Origin of the sequence: Actinokineospora enzanensis DSM 44649 (assembly GCF_000374445.1) — a bacterium.
In the GTDB taxonomy this organism is placed as follows: domain Bacteria; phylum Actinomycetota; class Actinomycetes; order Mycobacteriales; family Pseudonocardiaceae; genus Actinokineospora; species Actinokineospora enzanensis.
The window spans coordinates 39,218-58,647 of the sequence record NZ_KB894441.1 but is presented as its reverse complement, the minus strand read 5'-3'; the positions used below and the strand labels follow the sequence as shown (position 1 = coordinate 58,647).

Genomic DNA, 19,430 nt, shown 5'->3' with positions numbered 1-19,430 from the left:
ATCCGCATCATTGCCCGTATGTGGACCGATACCACCGTGCGCCGAATCGCGGAATTCGAGGAACACTTCGCCCGCGCCCAAGCAACCAGCGTCGTGGAGTCGGGCTGGGGCTACACCCTCCTCCAGTCCGACTTCCCCGCCTCCTGGCACCACAACCGCCTGGTGGTGACCGGCCTCGTCGACCCGGTCGAGGTCGTCGCCACCGCCGACCAGGTCTTCGACCGCGCGGGCCTGGCCCACCGCCTGGTCCAGTTCAACGTCAACGGCGCCGCGGCGGCGCAGACGTTCGCGGCGGCCGGCTACCAGGTGCATGAACGAATCCTGACGATGCTGCACGTGGGGGCGCTGCCCGAGCGCACCGGCCAGGTCGAGTCGCTCGACTTCGCCACGTTGCGGCCTTCGCTGGTTCGGGACTGGCGGGCTGACTATCCGGAGGACAGTGACGAGCAGATCGCACAGTTGGCGGATCGGGTGTTGTTGTATGAGCGTGGGGCCGAGGTCGAGTTTCTGGTGGTCCGGGATGCTTCGGGGGAGATTCTTTCCCGGGCCGAGCTGTATATCGGGGGCGGGGTTGCCCAGTTCGAGAATTTGATTACCCGGCCGGAGAGTCGGGGGATGGGGCATGCTCGGGCGCTGGTGGCGGACGCGCTTCACCGGGGACGGGAGGCTGGGGCTTCGGTGAACTTCTTGATCGCCCAGGCTGATGATTGGCCTCGTGGATGGTACTCGCGGCTCGGGTATCAGGGTGGGCCGTTGGTGCATGTCTATCAGCGGACACCTTAAGGGGCTGCCAGACATGCCGCCACCCGCTCAACAAACCAACTCCACCCCAGGAACGGTCCCGTAGACAAGATACCGAATCCCGGCATCATCCACGCAAGAATGCCCCCCAAGAAACGCGGTATGCTGCGTCCCATTGAACGTAATCAACCGCCCACCCAACTCCTGAGCCAACCGCACCCCGGCCTGGTAAGGCGTAGCCGGATCCCCGGTAGTGGAAACCACCAGCACCACCGGAATCCCGAAAATCTTCACCTCGCCCCCAGTGACCGGCACCGGCCACAACCCACAAACATCCAACGCGGGCAACACCGGCACATCGTCAGCCATGAACGTCCCCCGAGTCCCCTCGACGATCCGCCGAGCCCGATCCGCCACCACCGCGCGATCAGTGACCCGAGGGTCATCCACACACCGAATGGCATTCCGTGCATCCGTCGAGTGGTTGTACTCCCCATCCCCCTGCCGCCCAAGATACAGATCGGCCATCTCAAGCAGCGTAGCCCCGTCCCCCTTGGCCAGCTCATTCATGGCCCGCTGCAACCGAGTCCAACTCAGCTCGGAATACAACGCGGAAGTCAACCCGATGGACGCATCCGAGAACGACAGCTTTCGATCCCCCACAGCAAGCGGCGCGTCCTTCAGCGGACGAAGCAACGCAGCCATCTGATCCTGGTTCTTCACCCCGCACTTGGCCTGCGCGGCACACCACTCCACATACTTCTGCAACGCCTGGTCGAACCCCTTGGCCTGCGCGATCCCCGCATCCACCGGATCCTCATCCGGATCGAGCGCCCCATCCAGGATCATCGCCCGGATGTTCTTGGGAAACATCGAGGCGTAGTAGGTCCCCAACCGGGTCCCATACGAATACCCCAGATAGTTCAGCTTCTCCGCACCAAGAGCCGAACGCAACACATCCATATCCCGGGCGACATCCCGCGACCCCACATTCGCGAGCGCCTCAACGCCCCCGCTGTGCTCGATGCACGCGGCCACATACTGCTGCGACCGCTTCTCCGACTCCTCGACCGTCGTGGCAGGCGGCGCAAGCCGATCAGCGTCGAACTGACGCGCGTCATAACACCGGATGTGCGGTTCCGAGGCCCCCACCCCGCGCGGATCGAACCCGATCAGGTCGAAGCGCTGGACCATTTCATTGTCCGGCAACGCCGCACCCAGCTGCGACACCGTCATCATCCCGGAGACACCGGGCCCACCAGGGTTGACCAGTAGCGCGCCAACCCGGGCACCAGTCGCCTTGTGGCGCAGGATCGCGATGGTGATCGTGCGGCCGTCCGGTTTCGAGTAGTCCAACGGCACCGTCATCCGCGCGCACAGGATCCGCGGGACCGCGTAGGCGAGCCGGGTGTCCTCGTCGTCGCCGTAGGGGGCGCAGTCCTCCCAGTCGATCCGCTGGCCGTAGAAGCGTTCGAGGCCGGGCGGCACCGGGCCCTGGGGACCCAGTTGCTCACGGACGCCGGATGTCGGCGAGCCGTCCACAACGGACGTGCACGCGCTCAGGGCGAGGGCAGCCACACCGGCTATGACCAGCGGAAACCTGCGGAAAAACGACACCACGCCATCTTCTCAGGCAGAGCAACGGGTTTCCGGCGCGGGCAACGCCAAATCAACCAGGTAGGTGGTGCCCGCGTCGTCCACGCACTTGTCGCCCTGCAGGAACGCGGTGTGCTGGGTGGCCTCGTAGGTCAGCACCCGGCCGCCGAGGGCCTTGGCCAGCGAGACGCCCGCCTCGTACGGGGTGGCCGGGTCGCCGGTGGTGGAGACGACGAGGATCGGGGGCAGGCCGCTGACCTGCGGTTGACGTTCGGCGGCGGTGACCGGAACGGGCCAGAAGGCGCACGCGTCCAGGGAGTCGGTGGGTGGGTTGCCGTCGTCGAGGAACGGGGCGGCGGCCTTGTAGCGGCGCTGGGCCTCAAGGATCACCGCGCGGTCGGTCACCCGGGCGTCGTCCACGCAACGCACGGCGGTGAACGCGTCCTGGGTGGTCGAGTAGCGGCCCTTCTTGTCCCGTTCCAGGTAGGCGTCAGCGAGCCGCATCAACGTCGTGGCGCGGTTCTGCCTCAGCTCGTTAAGACCGGTGTTGAGCAGCTCCCACAGCTGCTCGGAGTACAGGGCCTGGGTGACGCCGGTGCTCGCGTCCGAGAACGACAGCTTCCGGCCGTCGCCGACGTCGACCGGGCGGGTGATCAGCTGCCGGACCAGCTCCTGGTACTTGGTCTGGGCGCGGGTCGCGTCCCGGCCGAGCGCGCAGTCCTGGCGTTGCCCGCACCAGGCCACGAAGTCGTCGAAGGCGTCCTGGAAGCCCTGGGCCTGCGAGACCAGCTCGGCGACCGGGTCCTGCTCCGGGTCGACGGCCCCGTCCAGCACCATCGCCCGCACGCTGCCGGGGAACGCGTCGGCGTAGACGCTGCCGATGCGGGTGCCGTAGGAGTAGCCCAGGTAGGTGAGTTTCTGATCGCCGAGAGCGGAACGCAGCACGTCGATGTCCCTGGCGACGTCGCGGGTGCCGACATTGGCGAGCATGGCGGCGCCCTTGTCGGTGCGCTGGGCGCACTTGGCCGCGTAGTCCTTCTCCTCGCCCTCGACCTTGGCGACCCCGGCGGGCGAGGCGTCCAGCTCGTCGTCGTCCGCGCGGTCGGCGTCGCGCTCGGCGTCGGTGAGGCAGTGGATGGTGGGCTCGCTGGAGCCGACCCCGCGCGGGTCGAAGCCGACGAAGTCGAACCGGCGGTTGAGGGTGCCCTCGGCGGACAGCCGGGCGGCGGTGGCCAGGCCCGCCGCGCCCGGTCCGCCCGGGTTGACGATGAGCGAGCCGATCCGGTCGTCGGCGTCCGTTGCCGGCTTTCGCAGAATTCCGATGCGGATCGTGTCGCCGCCGGGCTGGGCGTAGTCGAGCGGGACGGTGAGCTGCGCGCACTGCACGCCCTTGGTGCGCAGCGGCGCCCTGTCGTCGTCCGTCTTGGCGTACGGGTCGCAATTCTCCCAGGTCAGGGACTGCCCGTAGAACCTGTCCAGGCCCGGCGGCACGGCCCCGGCCGGACCCTTGCGCTCGACCAGCGGCAGCGTCGGCTCGTCCGACGAGCAGCCCCCGGCAAGGACGAGCAGGATCGCCAGGGCACTCGCAGTCGACTTCCGCACCGAAGGCATCCTGCCATCCGGATGCGGAACTCACCTGCCGTGCTGCACCGTTAAGGAGCAGGGCGAGAATTGCGTCACTGCGAGCGTCGCTGTTCGGACGAGGGAAGAGGACCGAGGACGTGGCTGCGTTGTTGACACGGGTCAAGAGCGGGTTCCAGCGGCTGTTGGAGCGCCCCGCCACCGTCGATCTCAAGCGGTACGCGGAGGTCCTGACCTCGATCGAGTGGCGCGAGGAGCGGGTGGCGAAGCTGTCCGACGCGGAGCTGACCGAGGCGGCGGACGCGCTGCGGGCGAAACTCGCGGAGAAGAACAAGAAAGACAAAAAGGACAGGGAACCGGTCAAAACGCTCGACGTGCAGGACATGGTCGAGTTGTGCGCGCTCGGCCGCGAGGCGTCCCGGCGGGCACTCGACCAGCGCCCGTACGACATGCAGCTGGTCGGTGCCATGGAGCTGCTGCACGGCCGGATCGTGGAGATGGGCACCGGCGAGGGCAAGACGCTCGCGGGCGCGCTGGCCGCCGCGGGTTACGCGCTGCAGGGCCGGTCGGTGCATGTCATGTCGGTCAACGACTACCTGGCCCGGCGCGACGCGGAGTGGATGCGCCCGGTGTACGAGCTGCTCGGCGTGTCGGTGGGCTGGGTCGACCAGGAGTCCGGCCCGGAGGACCGGCGCGACGCCTACGGCCGCGACGTCACCTACGGCGCGGTCAGCGAGATCGGCTTCGACGTGCTGCGCGACCGGCTCTGCGTCGACCCCGAGGACCTGGTGCAGCGCGTCCCGGACGTGGCGCTGATCGACGAGGCCGACTCGGTGCTGGTCGACGAGGCCAGGGTGCCGCTGGTGATGGCCGGGTCCACCGACGACAGCCAGGGCGACCCCGAGGTGGCCCAGATCGTCCGCACGCTGCGGCCGGGCCAGCACTACGAGCGCGACGAGGACAACCGCAACGCCTGGCTGACCAGTCGCGGCGCCAAGGTCGTGGAGAAGGCGCTCGGGGATATCGACCTCTACTCAGGCGATCACTCCGACCGGCTGGCCGCGGTCAATGCCGCATTGCACGCGCACGCGCTGCTCCAGCGGGACGTGGACTACATCGTCCGCGACGGCAAGGTGCACCTGATCAACTCCTCCCGCGGCCGGATCGCGCTGCTCCAGCGCTGGCCGGACGGGCTGCAGGCGGCGGTCGAGGCCAAGGAGCGGCTCAAGCCGACGGAGAGCGGCGAGGTACTCGACTCGATCTCGGTGCAGGGGCTGGTCAGCCGCTACCAGCGGGTCTGCGGGATGACCGGCACGGCGCAGGCCGTGTCGGAGCAGCTGCGCGAGTTCTACGAGCTGAAGGTGTCGGTGATCCCGCCGAACAAGCCGTGCGTGCGCGCGGACGAATCGGACCGGGTCTACGACACGATCGAGAGCAAGGAGGCCGCGCTGGTCGCCGAGATCGCGGCCCAGCACGAGACCGGGCGGCCGATCCTGGTCGGCACCATGGACGTGGCCGAGTCCGAGCGGATCGCGGAGAAGCTGACCGAGGCAGGCGTGTCCGGCGTGGTCGTGCTCAACGCGAAGAACGACGCCGAGGAGGCCGCGATCGTGGCCGAGGCGGGCGCGCTGAACGCGGTGACCGTGTCCACCCAGATGGCTGGCCGCGGCACCGACATCCGGCTGGGCGGTGCCGAGGGCGACGACGCCGCGCACGACAAGGTGGCCGACCTGGGCGGGCTGTACGTGATCGGCTGCGGACACTACCCGAGCAGCAGGCTGGACAACCAGCTGCGCGGCCGGTCCGGCAGGCAGGGCGACCCGGGCGGGTCGGTGATCTTCGCCAGCCTGGCCGACGACCTGGTCGCCCAGTACGCGCCGGACGCCACCGCCGGGACCGAGGCGGACGACGACGGGCGGCACGAGGACGCGACCGCGCGCCGGTTCGTGGAGCACGCGCAGAAGGTCGCCGAGGGCGTCAACCTGGACATCCACCGCAACACCTGGCGCTACACCCGGCTGATCGAGCACCAGCGCGGCCTGGTCCTCGCCTACCGCGACGACGTGCTGCACACCGACCTGGCCGCGACGCAGATGTCGGAGCGGTTGTCGGAGCAATGGGCGAAGTGGTCCGCGGACGTCGACGATGAGGTGCTGGCGCGCGTCGCCCGGCACGTCGTGCTGTTCCACCTGGACACCAAGTGGTCGGAGCACCTGGCGTATTTGTCCGACGTGCGCGAGACCATTCACCTGCGTGCGCTGGCCCGGGAGACCCCGATCGACGAGTTCCACCGGGCGGCCATCACCGAGTTCCGCGGACTGCTGAAGTCGATCGGCGACCTGGCCGCGGAGACCCTGGAGACCGCAAAGGTCACCGCGAGCGGGCTGGACCTGGAGACGGCCGGGCTGCGCAGGCCGACGTCGACCTGGACGTACCTGGTGCACGACAACCCGTTCGACTCCGACGCCGAGCAGGCGCTGCAGCGGGTGCGCGCGATGCTCAAGAAGGTGAAGACGCGCAAGGCGTGAACCCGTGGCGGGCGAACCTGCCTGACAGGCAAGCCCGCCACCCCACCAGGGCATCTATGGTGTTCCCCACGGTGGCGGGCTGACCCCCGTCACATTTTCGCCTCAGAGGCGAAAACATGGTGGAGGATGATGTCATGCCGCAGCTCCGAATCGCACTCGCGCAGGTCAACCCCACGGTCGGCGACCTGGCGGGCAACGCGGGCACCGTGCTCGCGTGGACCCGCCGCGCCGTGGAGGCGGGCGCCCACCTGGTCGTGTTCCCCGAGATGGTGCTCACCGGGTACCCGGTCGAGGACCTCGCCCTGCGCGAGTCGTTCGGCCTCGCCGCCCGGCACGCGCTGGAGGAGCTGGCCGCATCCCTCGCGACCGCGGGCTGCGGCGACATCCCCGCCTGGGTCGGCTACCTCGACCGCGACGAGGTCGGCCCGCGCAACGCGGCGGCGGTCCTGCACGGCGGTCGGGTGGTGGCCCGGCAGTACAAGCACCACCTCCCCAACTACGGCGTGTTCGACGAGCGCCGCTACTTCAAGCGTGGCCACAGCCTGGACATCGTCCGCGTGCGCGGGCTGGAGGTCGGCATGGTCATCTGCGAGGACATCTGGCAGGAGGGCGGCCCCATCGCGGCGCTCGGCCGGGCCGGGGTGGACCTGGTCGTGTCGCCGAACGCCTCGCCGTACGAGCGCAAGAAGGACGACGCCCGCCTGCCGCTGGTCGCCCGGCGGGCGCGGGAGGCCGGGGCGCCGCTGGTGTACGTCAACCAGGTCGGCGGTCAGGACGACCTGGTGTTCGACGGGGACTCGATGGTGGTCGGCACGGACGGGGCGTTGGTTGCGCGGGCGCCGCAGTTCGTCGAGCACCTGACGGTGGTGGACCTGGAGCTGCCGGGCGGCGCGGACCGCACCGACGCCCAGGCGGACGAGGAGTTCACGGTCCGGCGGGTGACGGTGTCGGATTCGTTCGTGCCCGCCTACGAGCCGGTGCACGTGCCGGGGATCGCGGAGCCGTTGCCGGAGGAAGCCGAGGTGTGGGCGGCGCTGGTGACCGGACTGCGGGACTACGTGCAGAAGAACGGGTTCCGGTCGGTGGTGCTGGGGCTGTCGGGGGGCATCGACTCGGCGGTGGTGGCCTCGCTCGCGGTGGATGCCCTGGGCGCCGACTCGGTCTATGGCGTGTCGATGCCGTCGGTGTACTCGTCGGAGCATTCACGGTCGGACGCGGCGGACCTGGCCGAGCGCACCGGATTGCACTTGAGCGAGCAGCCGATCGCCCGGATGGTCGAGGTGTTCGTCGGCCAGCTCGGGCTGACCGGGCTGGCCGAGGAGAACGTGCAGGCGCGGTGCCGGGGGATGACGCTGATGGGGCTGTCGAACCAGCACGGGCACCTGGTGCTGGCCACCGGGAACAAGACCGAGCTGGCGGTGGGGTACTCGACCATCTACGGGGACGCGGTCGGCGGGTTCGCGCCGATCAAGGACGTGCCGAAGACGTTGGTGTGGGAGCTGGCGCGGTGGCGCAACGCGGCGGCGGAGAAGCACGGCGAGGTGCCGCCGATCCCGGAGGACTCGATCAGCAAGCCGCCATCGGCGGAGCTACGGCCGGGACAGATGGACAGCGACTCGTTGCCGGACTACGAGCTGCTGGACGCGGTGCTGGATGACTACGTGGAGGGGGATCGGGGGTACGCGGACCTGATCGCGGCCGGGTTCGAGCCGGAACTGGTGGACCGGGTGCTGCGGATGGTGGACCGGGCCGAGTACAAGCGGCGCCAGTACCCGCCGGGCACCAAGATCAGCTTCCGGGCGTTCGGGCGGGACCGCCGCCTGCCGATCACCAGCGCTTGGCGGGAGGGGGCGGTCTGAGCTGGGCGACGAAAGTGAATGAGAAACGTCGTTACGGCTCATAGCGCCGCAGGTCAGGAAGTGTCGTCCCCGCGCCTGCGGGGGTGTTCCCAACACCCGGTCGCCGGGGAGCACGTACCACCAGTCGTCCCCGCGCCTGCGGGGGTGTTCCGTGCAGCCACGTCGACAACATCCAGATCTACGGGTCGTCCCCGCGCCTGCGGGGGTGTTCCCAGGCGCACCGGACTCCCGGTAGGCGGGTCTGAGTCGTCCCCGCGCCTGCGGGGGTGTTCCCTGCTACGCGAACTGGCCGAGCACCATCGCCATGTCGTCCCCGCGCCCTGCGGGGGTGTTCCGCCCTGGAGGCGGAGGAACCGGCCACCGATGCGGTCGTCCCCGCGCCTGCGGGGGTGTTCCCGAAGGATTGATCGTCTCAATTCTCGATGCGATGTCGTCCCCGCCTACGTGGGGGTGTTCCCAGCAGGTCTCCGGGTTGCAGGTCGGTGATCGAGTCGTCCCCGCGCACGCGGGGGTGTTTCGTCGATGTGACGGCGGCTGGTCGGTGACTCCTTGTCGTCCCCGCGTACGCGGGGATGTCCCGTCGAGCCCGCCATATCCGGTGCACAGGGTTCCGTCATCCCGCGTAGGTCGGGTTCGGTTCGAACTGTGCTGCGCGGTGATGTGTCGGGAAGCGAGTCGCTGTCGTCACCCGTTTGGGGTGGTCAGGGGCTAGGGTGCTCGGTGTGGAGTCCACGGGGACCGGGGGTGCTGGGGTCGATTTCGCGCGGGTTCGGGCGGAGTTCGGGTTGCCCGATCAGTTCCCGCCCGGCGCGCTGGCCGAAGCGGAACAGGCCGTGTTCGATGGGCCGCGCGGGGAGCGGGTGGATGCGACGGCGTTGCCGCTGGTCACCATAGATCCGCCAGGGGCCAAGGATCTCGATCAGGCCGTGCTGCTGGAGCGGCGCGGGGATGGCTACCGGGTGCACTACGCGATCGCCGATCTTGGGGCGTTCGTGGTGCCGGGTGGGGCGTTGGACGCGGAAGTCCGGGGGCGGGGGCAGACGATCTATCTGCCGGACGGGAATGTTCCGTTGCACCCGACCGTCCTGTCCGAGGGGGCGGCGAGTCTGCTGCCCGATCAGACCAGTCCGGCGGCACTGTGGACGATCGATCTCGACGCGGTCGGGGAGCCGGTGCACGCCGAGGTGCGGCGGGCCTGGGTGCGGTCGATCGGGCAGTTCGACTACGAGGGTGTGCAGGCGACGTTCGATGCTGGGACGCCGCACCCGTCCGTCGCGCTGCTGCCCGAGGTGGGCAGGCTGCGACGGGCGTTGGCGATCAAGCGTGGGGCTGTCGAGTTGCAGTTGCCCGAGCAGGAGATCGAGCCCGCCGGTGACGGGTGGCGGCTGGTGTTGCGGCCGCGCAACGAGGTGGACGCGTGGAACGCGGAGATCTCACTGCTCACCGGGATCTGCGCGGCCGAGATCATGCTCAGCGCCAAGGTCGGCGTGCTGCGGACGTTGCCACCGCCGGACGAGAGCGCGATCCACTGGCTCCGCCGGTCGGCGAAGGCGCTGGACATCCCGTGGCCCGCCGACGAGAGCACCGCGCGGATGCTGGCCGAGCTCGACCCGTCCTCCCCCGCGTCGTTGGCCCTGTTCATGGACGCGACCCGCCTCCTGCGCGGCGCCGGTTACACCGTCTTCGACGGCGAGATTCCCGCCCTCACCACGCACGCGGGCATCGCCGCCTCGTACGCGCACGTCACCGCCCCACTGCGCCGCCTCGTCGACCGCTTCGGCACCGAGATCTGCCTGTCCGTCTGCGCGGGCGACCCCATCCCCGACTGGGTGCGCGCCGCCCTGCCGCTGCTGCCCGACCTGATGGAACGCTCCGACACCACCGCCGCCAAGGTCGACCGCACCTGCCTCGACCAGGTCGAGACCTGGGTCCTCGCGGACCACGTCGGCACCGAGTTCCCCGCCGTCGTGCTGCGCGCCGAGACCACCACCGCCGAGATCTTCATCCCCACCCCGCCCGTCCTGGCCCGCTGCACCGGCCCCGCCCTCCGCGAGGGCGCCACCATCCGCGTCCGCCTCCTTGAGGCCGACACCACCCGCCGCCGCCTCACCTTCGAACAAACCGACGTCCCGCCCACCCCGGAAACCTGAGTCGCGAACCGCCGCGTGGCAGAACGGAACTGCGTGTTTCCCCGCGTCCGGAGGCGCGTAATTCCGGGTGCGGGTGTGGGGTGGGTGTCAGTGCGGGAACACCCCGGGAGTGGATACCGTGCGGGGAAGGCAACCGGGAAGGGGTGGGTGTGGCTGAGTTGGGGCGGGTCAAGGTCGGGGTGCTCGGGGGGACCGGGCCGCAGGGGCGGGGGCTCGCGCTGCGGTGGGCCAAGGCGGGGATCCCGGTGGTGATCGGGTCGCGGTCGGCGGAGCGAGCGGAGGCCGCGGCGGCGGAGTTGCGGGAGGCGGCCGGGGTCGGGCATGTGACCGGGCTGGACAACGCGGGATGTGCGGCGGACGCGGATGTCGTGTTGGTCGCCGTGCCGTGGGAGGGGCACCGCGAGTTGCTGGTCGCGGTGCGGGACGAGTTGGCGGGGAAGATCGTCATCGACTGTGTGAACCCGCTCGGGTTCGACAAGCAGGGGCCGTACGCGCTGGCCGTCGAGGAAGGGAGTGCGGCGCAGCAGGCGGAGCGGACGTTGCCGGACTCGCGGGTGACGGCGGCGTTCCACCACGTGTCGGCGGTGCTGCTGGGTGACCTGTCCGTGGCCGAGGTGGACATCGACGTGCTGGTGCTCGGCGACGACCGGGAGGCCACCGACACCGTGCGGGCGCTGGCCGACGCGATCCCGGGGATGCGTGGGATCTACGGGGGACGGCTGCGTAACGCCCACCAGGTCGAGGCGTTGACGGCGAACCTGATCGCGGTCAACAAGCGGTACAAGGCGCACGCGGGGCTGCGGATCACGGACGTCTGAGTGGTCGACGACCAGGGAACGCCCGTCACCGGCGCGGTCCGGCGGGTGGTGAGTCTGGTGCCGTCGCTGACCGAGGCGATCGAGGTGTCGGTGCCCGGATTGCTCGTCGGTGCAACGGACTATTGCACGCACCCGATTGACCTCGATGTGCCGCGCGTGGGTGGCTCGAAGTATCCGAGTGTCGACGCCGTGCTCGACCTGCGGCCCGATCTCGTGGTCGCCAATACCGAGGAGAACCGGCGCGAGGACGTGGACGCGCTGCGGGCCGCCGGGGTGGGTGTGTGGGTGACCGAGGCGCCCGCCACCGTGCCTGCCGGGCTCGGTTCTATCCGGCGGTTGCTCGGAGCGCTCGGTCAAAGCGAACCGGAATGGCTCGCTACCGCGACCGAACTGTGGACCGAGACGCCTGCGCCCAGGGCAACAGCGATTGTGCCGGTGTGGCGGAAGCCGTGGGTCGTCGTCGGGCGGGACACGTTCGCCGGGGATGTGTTGCGGCGTCTGGGGATCGTCAATGTCTACGCCGACCACGCGGACCGGTATCCGCGTCCGAGCATCGATGAGCTGAATGCCATGAGCGCTGACCTCGTAGTGCTCCCCGACGAGCCCTACGAGTTCACCGAGACTGACGGCCCGCAATGGTTCCCCGGCAAACGGGCCGTGTTGGTCGTCGGTCGTTACCTCACCTGGTACGGGCCGTCGCTCGTCGAGGCCAAGGCGGCGCTGGAGTCCGCGCTGGCCTAACGGAACTCGTCGGTCGCCGCGCGCAGGGCCTCGATCATGCCCGGGTCGCCGGTGGAGTGGCCCGCCTGCGGCAGCAGGGTCAGCCGCGCGTCGGGCCACAGCCGGGCCAGTGCCCAGGCGGTGACCGGTGGGCACACGATGTCGTAGCGGCCCTGCACGATCCGGCCCGGGATGCCGTGCAGCCGGTGGGCGTCGCGGAGTAGCTGGTCCTCGGTCAGCCATCCCGCATTGCTGAAGTAGTGCAGGGCGATGCGGGCGAACGGCACCGCGAACACCGGGTTCGCGTACTGCGCGACCAGCGCCGGGTTCGGGATCACCGACGCCGTCGCCCCCTCCCAGTTGCTCCACGCCGCCGCCGCGCGCACCCGTACCTGCGGGTCCGGCGACGACACCAGCCGCTGGTAGGCGGCGAGCGGGTCCTCCCCCGCAGGCACCAGCGACACGAAGTCGGCCCACGCGTCCGGGAAGATCGCGCCCGCGCCGCCCCGGTAGAGCCAATCCAGTTCCGAAGCTCGGAGCAGGAAGACGCCCCGCAGGATCATTTCGCTGACCCGCTCCGGGTATTGCTGTGCGTAGGCGACCGCCAATGTGGCGCCCCAGGAGCCGCCGAACAGCTGCCAGCGGTCGATGTCCAGGTGTTCGCGCAGCCGCTCCAGATCGGACACCAGGTGCCAGGTGGTGTTCGCGGACAGGTCCACCCCGGGGTCGCTGACGTGCGGCGTGCTGCGCCCAGAGCCGCGTTGGTCGAACAGGACGATCCGGTACGCGTCGGGGTCGAAGTGCCTGCGCTGCATCGCGTTCGAGCCGGTGCCCGGACCGCCGTGCAGGACCACGACCGGCTTGCCGTCGGGGTTGCCGCTGGTCTCCCAGTGCAGCTGGTGACCGTCGCCCACGTCGAGCAGGCCGTGAGCGTGCGGCTCGATGGCCGGGTACAGGAAGCGCATGCGTTCATGCTGCACCAGGGCATAAGGTCGTGGGTATGGCGCAATTCGGCGGGGAGACCGCGACCAGCGGGGCGTTCGTGCGGCAGCCCAACGCGTTCACCGGGCGGATCACCGCCGACGGATCGTCCGGCGTCCGCCCCGAGCCGGGCCGCTACCGGCTGATCGCCTGCCTGGCCTGCCCGTGGGCGCACCGCGCGATCATCGCGCGCAAGCTGCTCGGACTGGAGGCGGTGATCTCGCTCGGAGTGGTCGATCCGATCCGGGACGAGCAAGGCTGGCGGTTCACCCTGGACCCGGACGGCCGGCGACCCGGTGCTTGGCATCCGGTACCTGTCCGAGGCGTACCTGGCGACGGACCCGGACTTCACCGGCCGGTTCACCGTGCCCGCACTCGTCGACCCCCACACGGGGAAGGTCGTCACGAACGACTACCCGCGGATCACTCTCGACCTGAGCACCGAATGGCGTGAGTTCCATGCCGAGGGTGCACCGGATCTCTACCCGGAGAAACTGCGCCCGGAGATCGACGCACTGATCGAGCCGATCTTCCACAACGTCAACAACGGCGTCTACAAGGCCGGGTTCGCCACCTCGCAGGATGCCTACGCGGACGCATACACCGCGCTGTTCGCCGAGCTCGATCGCCTCACCGTGCGGCTGGAGAGCTCCCGCTACCTGATGGGCGACCAGATCACCGAGGTGGACATCCGGCTGTTCACCACGCTGGTCCGGTTCGACGCGGTCTACCACGGCCACTTCAAGTGCAACCGGCAGAAGCTCGCCGAGCTGCCGACCCTGTGGGCCTACGCGCGCGACCTGTACCAGACGTCCGGGTTCGGCGAGACGGTCGACTTCGACCACATCAAGCGGCATTACTACGCCACCCACGACCAGATCAATCCGACCCGGATCGTCCCGATCGGTCCGCTCGCGGACGCCTGGCTGGCACCGCACGGCCGGGGCTGAGCACCCCGACCGCGCGGTCGGGGTTCAGTGGAAGACATGCTCCGGGGCAGGGAACTCGCGCCCGCGCACGTCGTCCGCGAACGATCGCGCCGCGCCGAGCAGCACGTCGGCCACGTCCGCGTAGCGCTTGACGAACCGCGACGCCTTGGCCCGCCGCAGGCCCGCCATGTCCTGCCAGACCAGCACCTGGCCGTCGCAGTCCGGCCCGGCCCCGATGCCGATCGTCGGCACCCGAAGCTCGTGCGTGACCCGCTTGGCCACCTCCGCCGGGACCATCTCCATCACCACCGCGAACGCGCCCGCCTCCTCGACGGCCACCGCGTCGGCCAGCACCCGCTCGCCGGTGTCGCCGCGGCCCTGCACGCGGTAGCCGCCCAGGCTGTGCTCGCTCTGCGGGGTGAAGCCGATGTGCGCCATGACCGGGATGCCCGCGTTGGTGATCGCCCGGATGTGCGGCGCGAACACGCTGCCGCCCTCCAGCTTCACCGCGTGCGCGCGGCCCTCCTTCATGAACCGCACGGCCGTGGTCACCGCCTGCTCGACCGAGACCTGGTAGGAGCCGAACGGCAGATCGGCCACCACCAGCGCGGACTTGGCCGCGCGGGTCACCGAGCGGACGAGCGGGATCAGCTCGTCCACGGTGACCGGCAGCGAGGTGTCGTAGCCGAAGACGTTGTTCGCGGCCGAGTCGCCGACCAGCAGCACCGGGATGCCCGCCTCGTCGAACAGCTCGGCGGTGTACATGTCGTAGGCGGTGAGCATGGGGAACGGCTCACCGCGGTCTTTGAGGTCCTGCAGGTGGTGGACGCGGACGCGCTTGGCGGGCTTGCGGCCGGTCGCCGGTCCGGACCCGTACGGCGCCACATCCTCGGAGTGCGGCGCGACCTCGGAACTCGGGGCAGGGGAATTCATCGCAGCGGACATCGCTGTTCGACCGTCCTTCCCTCAAGGCCCGCGTCGTCGCGGGTCCCTGGGTGTATGCGGATGGCTTACCCGTCCAGCGTCGCACCGCACCCCACCCCAGGCGAGGCCGTTGGGACGGATTTCACAGCCCCACCTGCGGAAACAGGGGTGGGTCAGCCCGTCATTCGTCGTCGTCGCCGCGGAACCGTCGGTCGGCGCTGTCGGCCGCCGCGGTGCGCTCGTGCGCGATCTCCAGCGCCCGCTCGGCGGTCGCCCGGTCGGGGTACGGGCCGAGCAGGTCGACCCGTCGGGACAACGTCCCGTGTTCGACCTGCCCGGTTCGAGTGTTGTAGTACCAGCCCGGATCAGGGTTGTCGTCGCTCATGGCATCAGCTAACCCCAGGTCGGCGACTGCTGCACCGGGAAGCCGCGCGGCGGCGTGTCCTGGTTGGCGTTGTAGTGCTGGCCGGGGATCGGGTCCAGGCAGGAGACCAGCACCTCCTGCTGCTCCGGGTGCTCGATCCGGCGGCCGTTGCGCTCCCGGTAGACCAGCTCGCCGTCGCCGTCGATCTCCACCAGGCAGCCGACCTCGGCCAGCTGGTCCTCGTCGAGGTCGACCAGCCGCTCCCGCCGGGACGGCACCACGCGGTACTCCGGCCAGTCCAGGTGCGCGTAGACTTGGTGGAACTCGTGCAGCAGGTGCGCCATGTGCTGCTGCCACGGCAGCGGCATCGCCTCCGCCAGCCCGCGCGGCAGCACCACGTAGCCCTCGCTCACCCCGGGCCGCTTGGCGCTGTTGAGGAAGTCGCGGATCGGCGCGGCGGAGGCGGGTGGGCCGGGATGTCTGGGCAGGGGTCCCGGTGGGTACATGTTCATCAGTCGCCTCTTCTCAAACCCCGGGCCGCACGGCCTGGTTCATCAGCTCGCCCTCGGTGAAGGAGACCGGCCGGATGTGCACGGGGACACCGGTCTGCTGGGCCTCCACGATCTTGCCATCCCCCAGGTACATGGCCACGTGGTGAATGGTGCTCGGGTCGGACTCGTCGTAGGCCCAGAACAGCAGGTCGCCCGGCTGCGCCTGCTCCACCGGCAGCAGCGCGCCCGCGTGGTACTGCTCGCGCGAGGTGCGCGGCAGAAGCACCCCGGCCGAGCGGTAGGACTGCAGCATCAGGCTGGAGCAGTCGTACGAGTCCTGTTGGTCGATCGAGGCGGCCCACAGATACGGCTTGCCCTGCTGGGACAGCGCGAACTGCATCGCACCGCCCGCGGCCGCGGTGGGCGCGGGCAGCAGCGCGCCCAGACCTTCGCCACAACCGGTGTAGTTCGCGACCTGGCCGAGCTCCCCGATGAGGAACGCGGCCATCGGCTCCCAGCGGTGGTAGCGGTCCGGGAACGCGGACCGCTCGACGTCCTGCGCGGAGTCGCCCGGCCGCTGGGTGTCCCAGTCGGGCAGCGCCAGCAGCACGTCGTAGAACTTGTTGATGGCGTAGGTCGGGTTGGTGACCTCCGCGGCGGTGCCCCAGCCCATGGACGGGCGCATCTGGAAGATGCCCAGCGAGTCCCGGTCGCCGTAGTCCAGGCTGCGCAGCCCGGACTCGGTCATGCCCGCCTGGATCGCCACCTGCCAGGCCCGCGAGGACAGGTTGCGCTGCTTGCCGATGGTGATGATCAGCGCGACGGTGCCGCGCTGCTCCTCGGAGAGGTTGGCCGCGTCCGCCGCGCCGGAACCTGCCGGGCCGGTGCTGATCGGGCCGAGCGAGGCGTTGCACGAGGTGAGGCCGACCGCGGCGGCCTGCTCGGCCTGGTCGTTCTGCACCACCGAGGTGACCGCGCCGGTGCTGATCACGGTGGTGAACACCGTCACCACGACCGCGCCGACGATGATCGCCGTCTTCATGACCGCCCCTGCTCGTAGCCTGCGACCTTCCAGCCCTTGCCGGTGTCGATCACCGTCACGTGCAGGGTGCCCGCGTCCGTCGGCACCTCGGCCTCCACCGACTTGGCGAACGACACCGCCGCGCGCACCGGGCCGGTGACCCGGCTCGCAGGCACGTTCGCCGGGTCCACGTCGGCCATGACGGCCAGGTACTCCTCGGTCGTGTACGGGCGCAGGTGGTCGAGCCAGTCCTTGGCGGTGATCCCGGCCGGGTGGTCCACCCAGCGCTCGGCGAACCTGGTCACCGCGTCCAGGGCCTGCGGCGGCGCGTCCGCCCGGGACGTGGGGGTGGGGCCGGAGGTGATGCGGGTGGGCAGCGGGGACGTCGGCACGGCCGTGGTCAGCCCGGCGTCCGGGCGCTGCCCGGGGACGGTGGTCGAGGTCGCCACCGGGGTCGACGCGCCTGCCGCGCCGGGCGCGGCCTGCTGGCCGTGGCCCCGGCCGAGGACCTTCGGCACGATGATCCCGGCCGCGGTCAGCACGAGCACGGCCAGGAAGACGGCGACCGCTAAGTGCCGGGGCGAGCGCAGCGGCCAGCCCCACAGCTTGCGGTAGACCGCGGCCCGGCCGCGGTTGGTGCGGATCGGCACGGCGTCACCTCACCACCGAGTCGGTGTCGCGCGGCCCGTCGTGCAGCGGCATCCGGCGCGGCTGCGGCTGCCGCTGGTCGGCGACCTCCAGGCCGCGCGATGGCCGGTAGACCACGTGCACCGGTCGGCCCGCGACCATCTCCACATCCGCCACCCGCGGCGCCGGGTTGGGCGGGGCCTCCACCGGCGCCTCGAACTCGCCCCGCCTGCTGGGCACCATGGACGGGATCACCACCGCGTCCTCGCCGCGGTCGTAGCCCCGGTCGGCCACCGGCACGGTGTCCACGACCCGGCTCGCACGGCTGCCGCCGCCGACCGACAGCCGGGTGGTGCCGGGCTGGCCGGGCAGGCCGTCGAGCAGGAGCTCACCGTGGATGTCCTCGGCCCGGGACTCGATGCCCGGCCGGGACCCGCCCACCTGGGTACGCCTGCGCACCACCACCGGCTGGCCGCGGCCGTCGAGCCGCTCGGCGTGCGCGGTGACCGGGTTGCTGGCCTCGGGGCGCGGCCGCTTGCCCGAACTGGGCACCAGCGTGCCCGCGCCTTCCTCGTTCTGCTCACCCTCGCGAACGTTCTCCCAGAACGCGTCCTGCGGGGTCGGCCCCTGCTGCTTGTTGCGCCGGAACCGGGAGAAGAACCCGCCCCCCGCGCCAGGCATCGCGCCGCCCGCGGCACCCACGGACAGCTCCAGCATCTGCCACATCCGCCGCGCGGGGCGGCCGACCAGGAAGAAGACCAGGGTCACGATGGCGGCCAGGAGCATCTGCGTGAGCAGGGACAGCTTGGCGTCCGGGGAGAAGATCAGCTCCAGGAACTTGAAATGGATGCCCGCGAGCATCGCCAGCACGAGCACGTTCAGTACCACCGCGCCGACCGCTCGGCCGATCTTGCGCAGGATGTCGTGGTGGATCAGCGCGACCAGGCCGATGACCGGCGCGCTGAGCGCGAGCACCCGCAGCAGCAGCTGGGCCAGCAGCACCGCGAGCTTGGCGAACAGCTGGAACAGTGAGTACACGATGGACTGGAACAGGGCCAGCACACCGGCACCGGTGCGGCTGCCGCCGGTGCCCTTGAAGTAGTCGGTCGCCGGGCCGAGCTGACCGGCGATCTGCTTGTACTCGGCCTTCTTCGCCTGCTCGGCCGCGTTGTCCGCGTCCCGGCCGGTGACCACGTCGTCGCGGGTCCAGGACTGGGCGTCGAGCAGCTTGCGGCCGTAGTCGCGGGCCTGCGGGCTGGTCGGGTCGCCGAACTCGCCGCGCAGCCAGTTGTCGTAGACGATCTTGTTGTGCAGCTCGGTTGGCAGCACGTGCTGCGCGGCCACGTTCTCCTTGGGGTCCTCGAACCCGGCCTGGATGCTGGTCGTGGTGCGCACGATGACGTCGTCGATGCGGTCGTAGTTGGCGACCAGCACCGCCGACGAGGCGGCCAGCCACATGCCGGCGAAGGCGAACAGCGTGCGTTTGCTGACCGTGGCCAGGTCGCCCTTCCAGATCTGCCGGAACAGCAGGATGGCCAGGCCGAGCATGAAGATGCTGAACAGCTGGGCGAAGGTGTTGTTGAAGATCGAGTCGGCGGCCTTGCCGATCTGACCGTTGAGGCCGCCGAGGACACCGCCGTCGAGCAGGGTGTAGTGCAGTGAGTTGGTGGCGCCGACGATGTTCTTGGCGACGTTGAACAGCTCGTTGCCCGCCCAGTTGTCGATCGTGGCGCCCGGGTCGGTGACGCCGGTCGGCACGATGCCGCCGCACTTGTCGTCGTAGACGTGCCAAACCATGCCGGAGTAGCCGTAGATCAGGTACGGGCTGTTCGGCTCGCCGTTGCCCTGCGGCGGGTCCAACGCCCCGACCATGCCCGCGCCCGGTCGCTCCGGGTTGGCGACGCAGGAGTCGTTGGCCGGTGGCTGCGCGAAGGCCGGGCTGCCGGTGAAGACCTGGAGGCCGAGGACGCCGATGGCGGTGAGCATGGCCAGGGAGCGGCGGGAGAAGGCCTGCCCGCGTTGTCTGCGCCGCCGCCGGGCCGCGATGAGCAGCACGGCGGCGGCCACCACCAGGAGCGTGATCATGTGACGTCCACCAAC

Annotated in this window: 15 protein-coding genes and 1 pseudogene; 7 read left to right on the top strand and 9 right to left on the bottom strand. The window is 70.2% G+C overall.

The window, feature by feature from the left end; translation table 11 throughout:
• Positions 1–18: 18 nt before the first annotated feature.
• Entirely contained in the window at positions 19–783 is a 765-nt protein-coding gene (locus tag C503_RS43755; RefSeq protein WP_018686327.1) for a GNAT family N-acetyltransferase, read from the top strand.
• Positions 784–810: 27 nt separating this feature from the next.
• On the opposite strand, the gene C503_RS0132045 is transcribed toward C503_RS43755, so the two are convergent.
• Both C503_RS0132045 and C503_RS0132040 read right to left on the bottom strand, forming a co-directional pair.
• The gene (locus C503_RS0132045; protein ID WP_018686326.1) at positions 811–2,361 is read right to left on the bottom strand and encodes an alpha/beta hydrolase; all 1,551 of its coding nucleotides are present in this window, start codon (positions 2,359–2,361) and stop codon (positions 811–813) included.
• Positions 2,362–2,370: 9 nt separating this feature from the next.
• A complete protein-coding gene (locus tag C503_RS0132040) occupies positions 2,371–3,948 on the bottom strand; it encodes an alpha/beta hydrolase (RefSeq protein WP_084477429.1) in 1,578 nt (525 codons plus the stop codon).
• Positions 3,949–4,058: 110 nt separating this feature from the next.
• Here C503_RS0132040 and secA2 point away from each other — a divergent pair, with 110 nt between their 5' ends.
• The 5 genes from secA2 to C503_RS0132015 all read left to right on the top strand — a co-directional run bounded on the left by secA2 (position 4,059) and on the right by C503_RS0132015 (position 12,014).
• Positions 4,059–6,446, top strand: a complete 2,388-nt coding sequence (gene secA2, locus C503_RS0132035; protein ID WP_018686324.1) for an accessory Sec system translocase SecA2 — start codon at positions 4,059–4,061, stop codon at positions 6,444–6,446.
• Between the two features lie 134 nt (positions 6,447–6,580).
• On the top strand, positions 6,581–8,305 hold the full coding sequence (locus tag C503_RS0132030) for an NAD+ synthase (protein ID WP_018686323.1): 1,725 nt from the start codon (positions 6,581–6,583) through the stop codon (positions 8,303–8,305).
• A 713-nt stretch (positions 8,306–9,018) separates the two neighbouring features.
• The gene (locus C503_RS0132025; RefSeq protein WP_018686322.1) at positions 9,019–10,455 is read left to right on the top strand and encodes an RNB domain-containing ribonuclease; all 1,437 of its coding nucleotides are present in this window, start codon (positions 9,019–9,021) and stop codon (positions 10,453–10,455) included.
• A gap of 143 nt (positions 10,456–10,598) precedes the next feature.
• Positions 10,599–11,273 (top strand): NADPH-dependent F420 reductase, encoded by a 675-nt coding sequence (npdG, locus tag C503_RS0132020; protein ID WP_018686321.1) that lies wholly within the window; start codon positions 10,599–10,601, stop codon positions 11,271–11,273.
• Positions 11,274–12,014, top strand: a complete 741-nt coding sequence (locus tag C503_RS0132015) for a helical backbone metal receptor (RefSeq protein WP_018686320.1) — start codon at positions 11,274–11,276, stop codon at positions 12,012–12,014.
• Here the strand turns inward: C503_RS0132015 and pip are convergent.
• The gene (gene pip, locus C503_RS0132010) at positions 12,011–12,958 is read right to left on the bottom strand and encodes a prolyl aminopeptidase (protein ID WP_018686319.1); all 948 of its coding nucleotides are present in this window, start codon (positions 12,956–12,958) and stop codon (positions 12,011–12,013) included. The genes C503_RS0132015 and pip overlap by 4 nt on opposite strands.
• Positions 12,959–12,993: 35 nt before the next feature.
• Here pip and C503_RS42770 point away from each other — a divergent pair.
• Positions 12,994–13,924: pseudogene (locus tag C503_RS42770) on the top strand (glutathione S-transferase family protein).
• Positions 13,925–13,948: 24 nt separating this feature from the next.
• Here C503_RS42770 and panB read toward each other — a convergent pair.
• The 6 genes from panB to C503_RS41580 all read right to left on the bottom strand — a co-directional run bounded on the left by panB (position 13,949) and on the right by C503_RS41580 (position 19,415).
• Positions 13,949–14,848 carry a 3-methyl-2-oxobutanoate hydroxymethyltransferase gene (panB, locus tag C503_RS0132000; RefSeq protein ID WP_084477428.1) on the bottom strand — a complete coding sequence of 300 codons (900 nt, stop codon included), beginning with the start codon at positions 14,846–14,848 and terminating at the stop codon, positions 13,949–13,951.
• 160 nt (positions 14,849–15,008) lie between these two features.
• The gene (locus C503_RS0131995) at positions 15,009–15,212 is read right to left on the bottom strand and encodes a hypothetical protein (RefSeq protein ID WP_018686316.1); all 204 of its coding nucleotides are present in this window, start codon (positions 15,210–15,212) and stop codon (positions 15,009–15,011) included.
• Positions 15,213–15,220: 8 nt separating this feature from the next.
• Positions 15,221–15,703, bottom strand: a complete 483-nt coding sequence (locus tag C503_RS0131990) for a hypothetical protein (protein WP_018686315.1) — start codon at positions 15,701–15,703, stop codon at positions 15,221–15,223.
• A gap of 13 nt (positions 15,704–15,716) precedes the next feature.
• On the bottom strand, positions 15,717–16,724 hold the full coding sequence (locus C503_RS0131985) for a C40 family peptidase (RefSeq protein WP_018686314.1): 1,008 nt from the start codon (positions 16,722–16,724) through the stop codon (positions 15,717–15,719).
• The gene (locus tag C503_RS0131980) at positions 16,721–17,353 is read right to left on the bottom strand and encodes a hypothetical protein (protein WP_018686313.1); all 633 of its coding nucleotides are present in this window, start codon (positions 17,351–17,353) and stop codon (positions 16,721–16,723) included. The genes C503_RS0131985 and C503_RS0131980 overlap by 4 nt, the downstream gene beginning before the upstream one ends.
• Positions 17,354–17,357: 4 nt before the next feature.
• A complete protein-coding gene (locus C503_RS41580; RefSeq protein WP_018686312.1) occupies positions 17,358–19,415 on the bottom strand; it encodes a hypothetical protein in 2,058 nt (685 codons plus the stop codon).
• Positions 19,416–19,430: the final 15 nt, after the last annotated feature.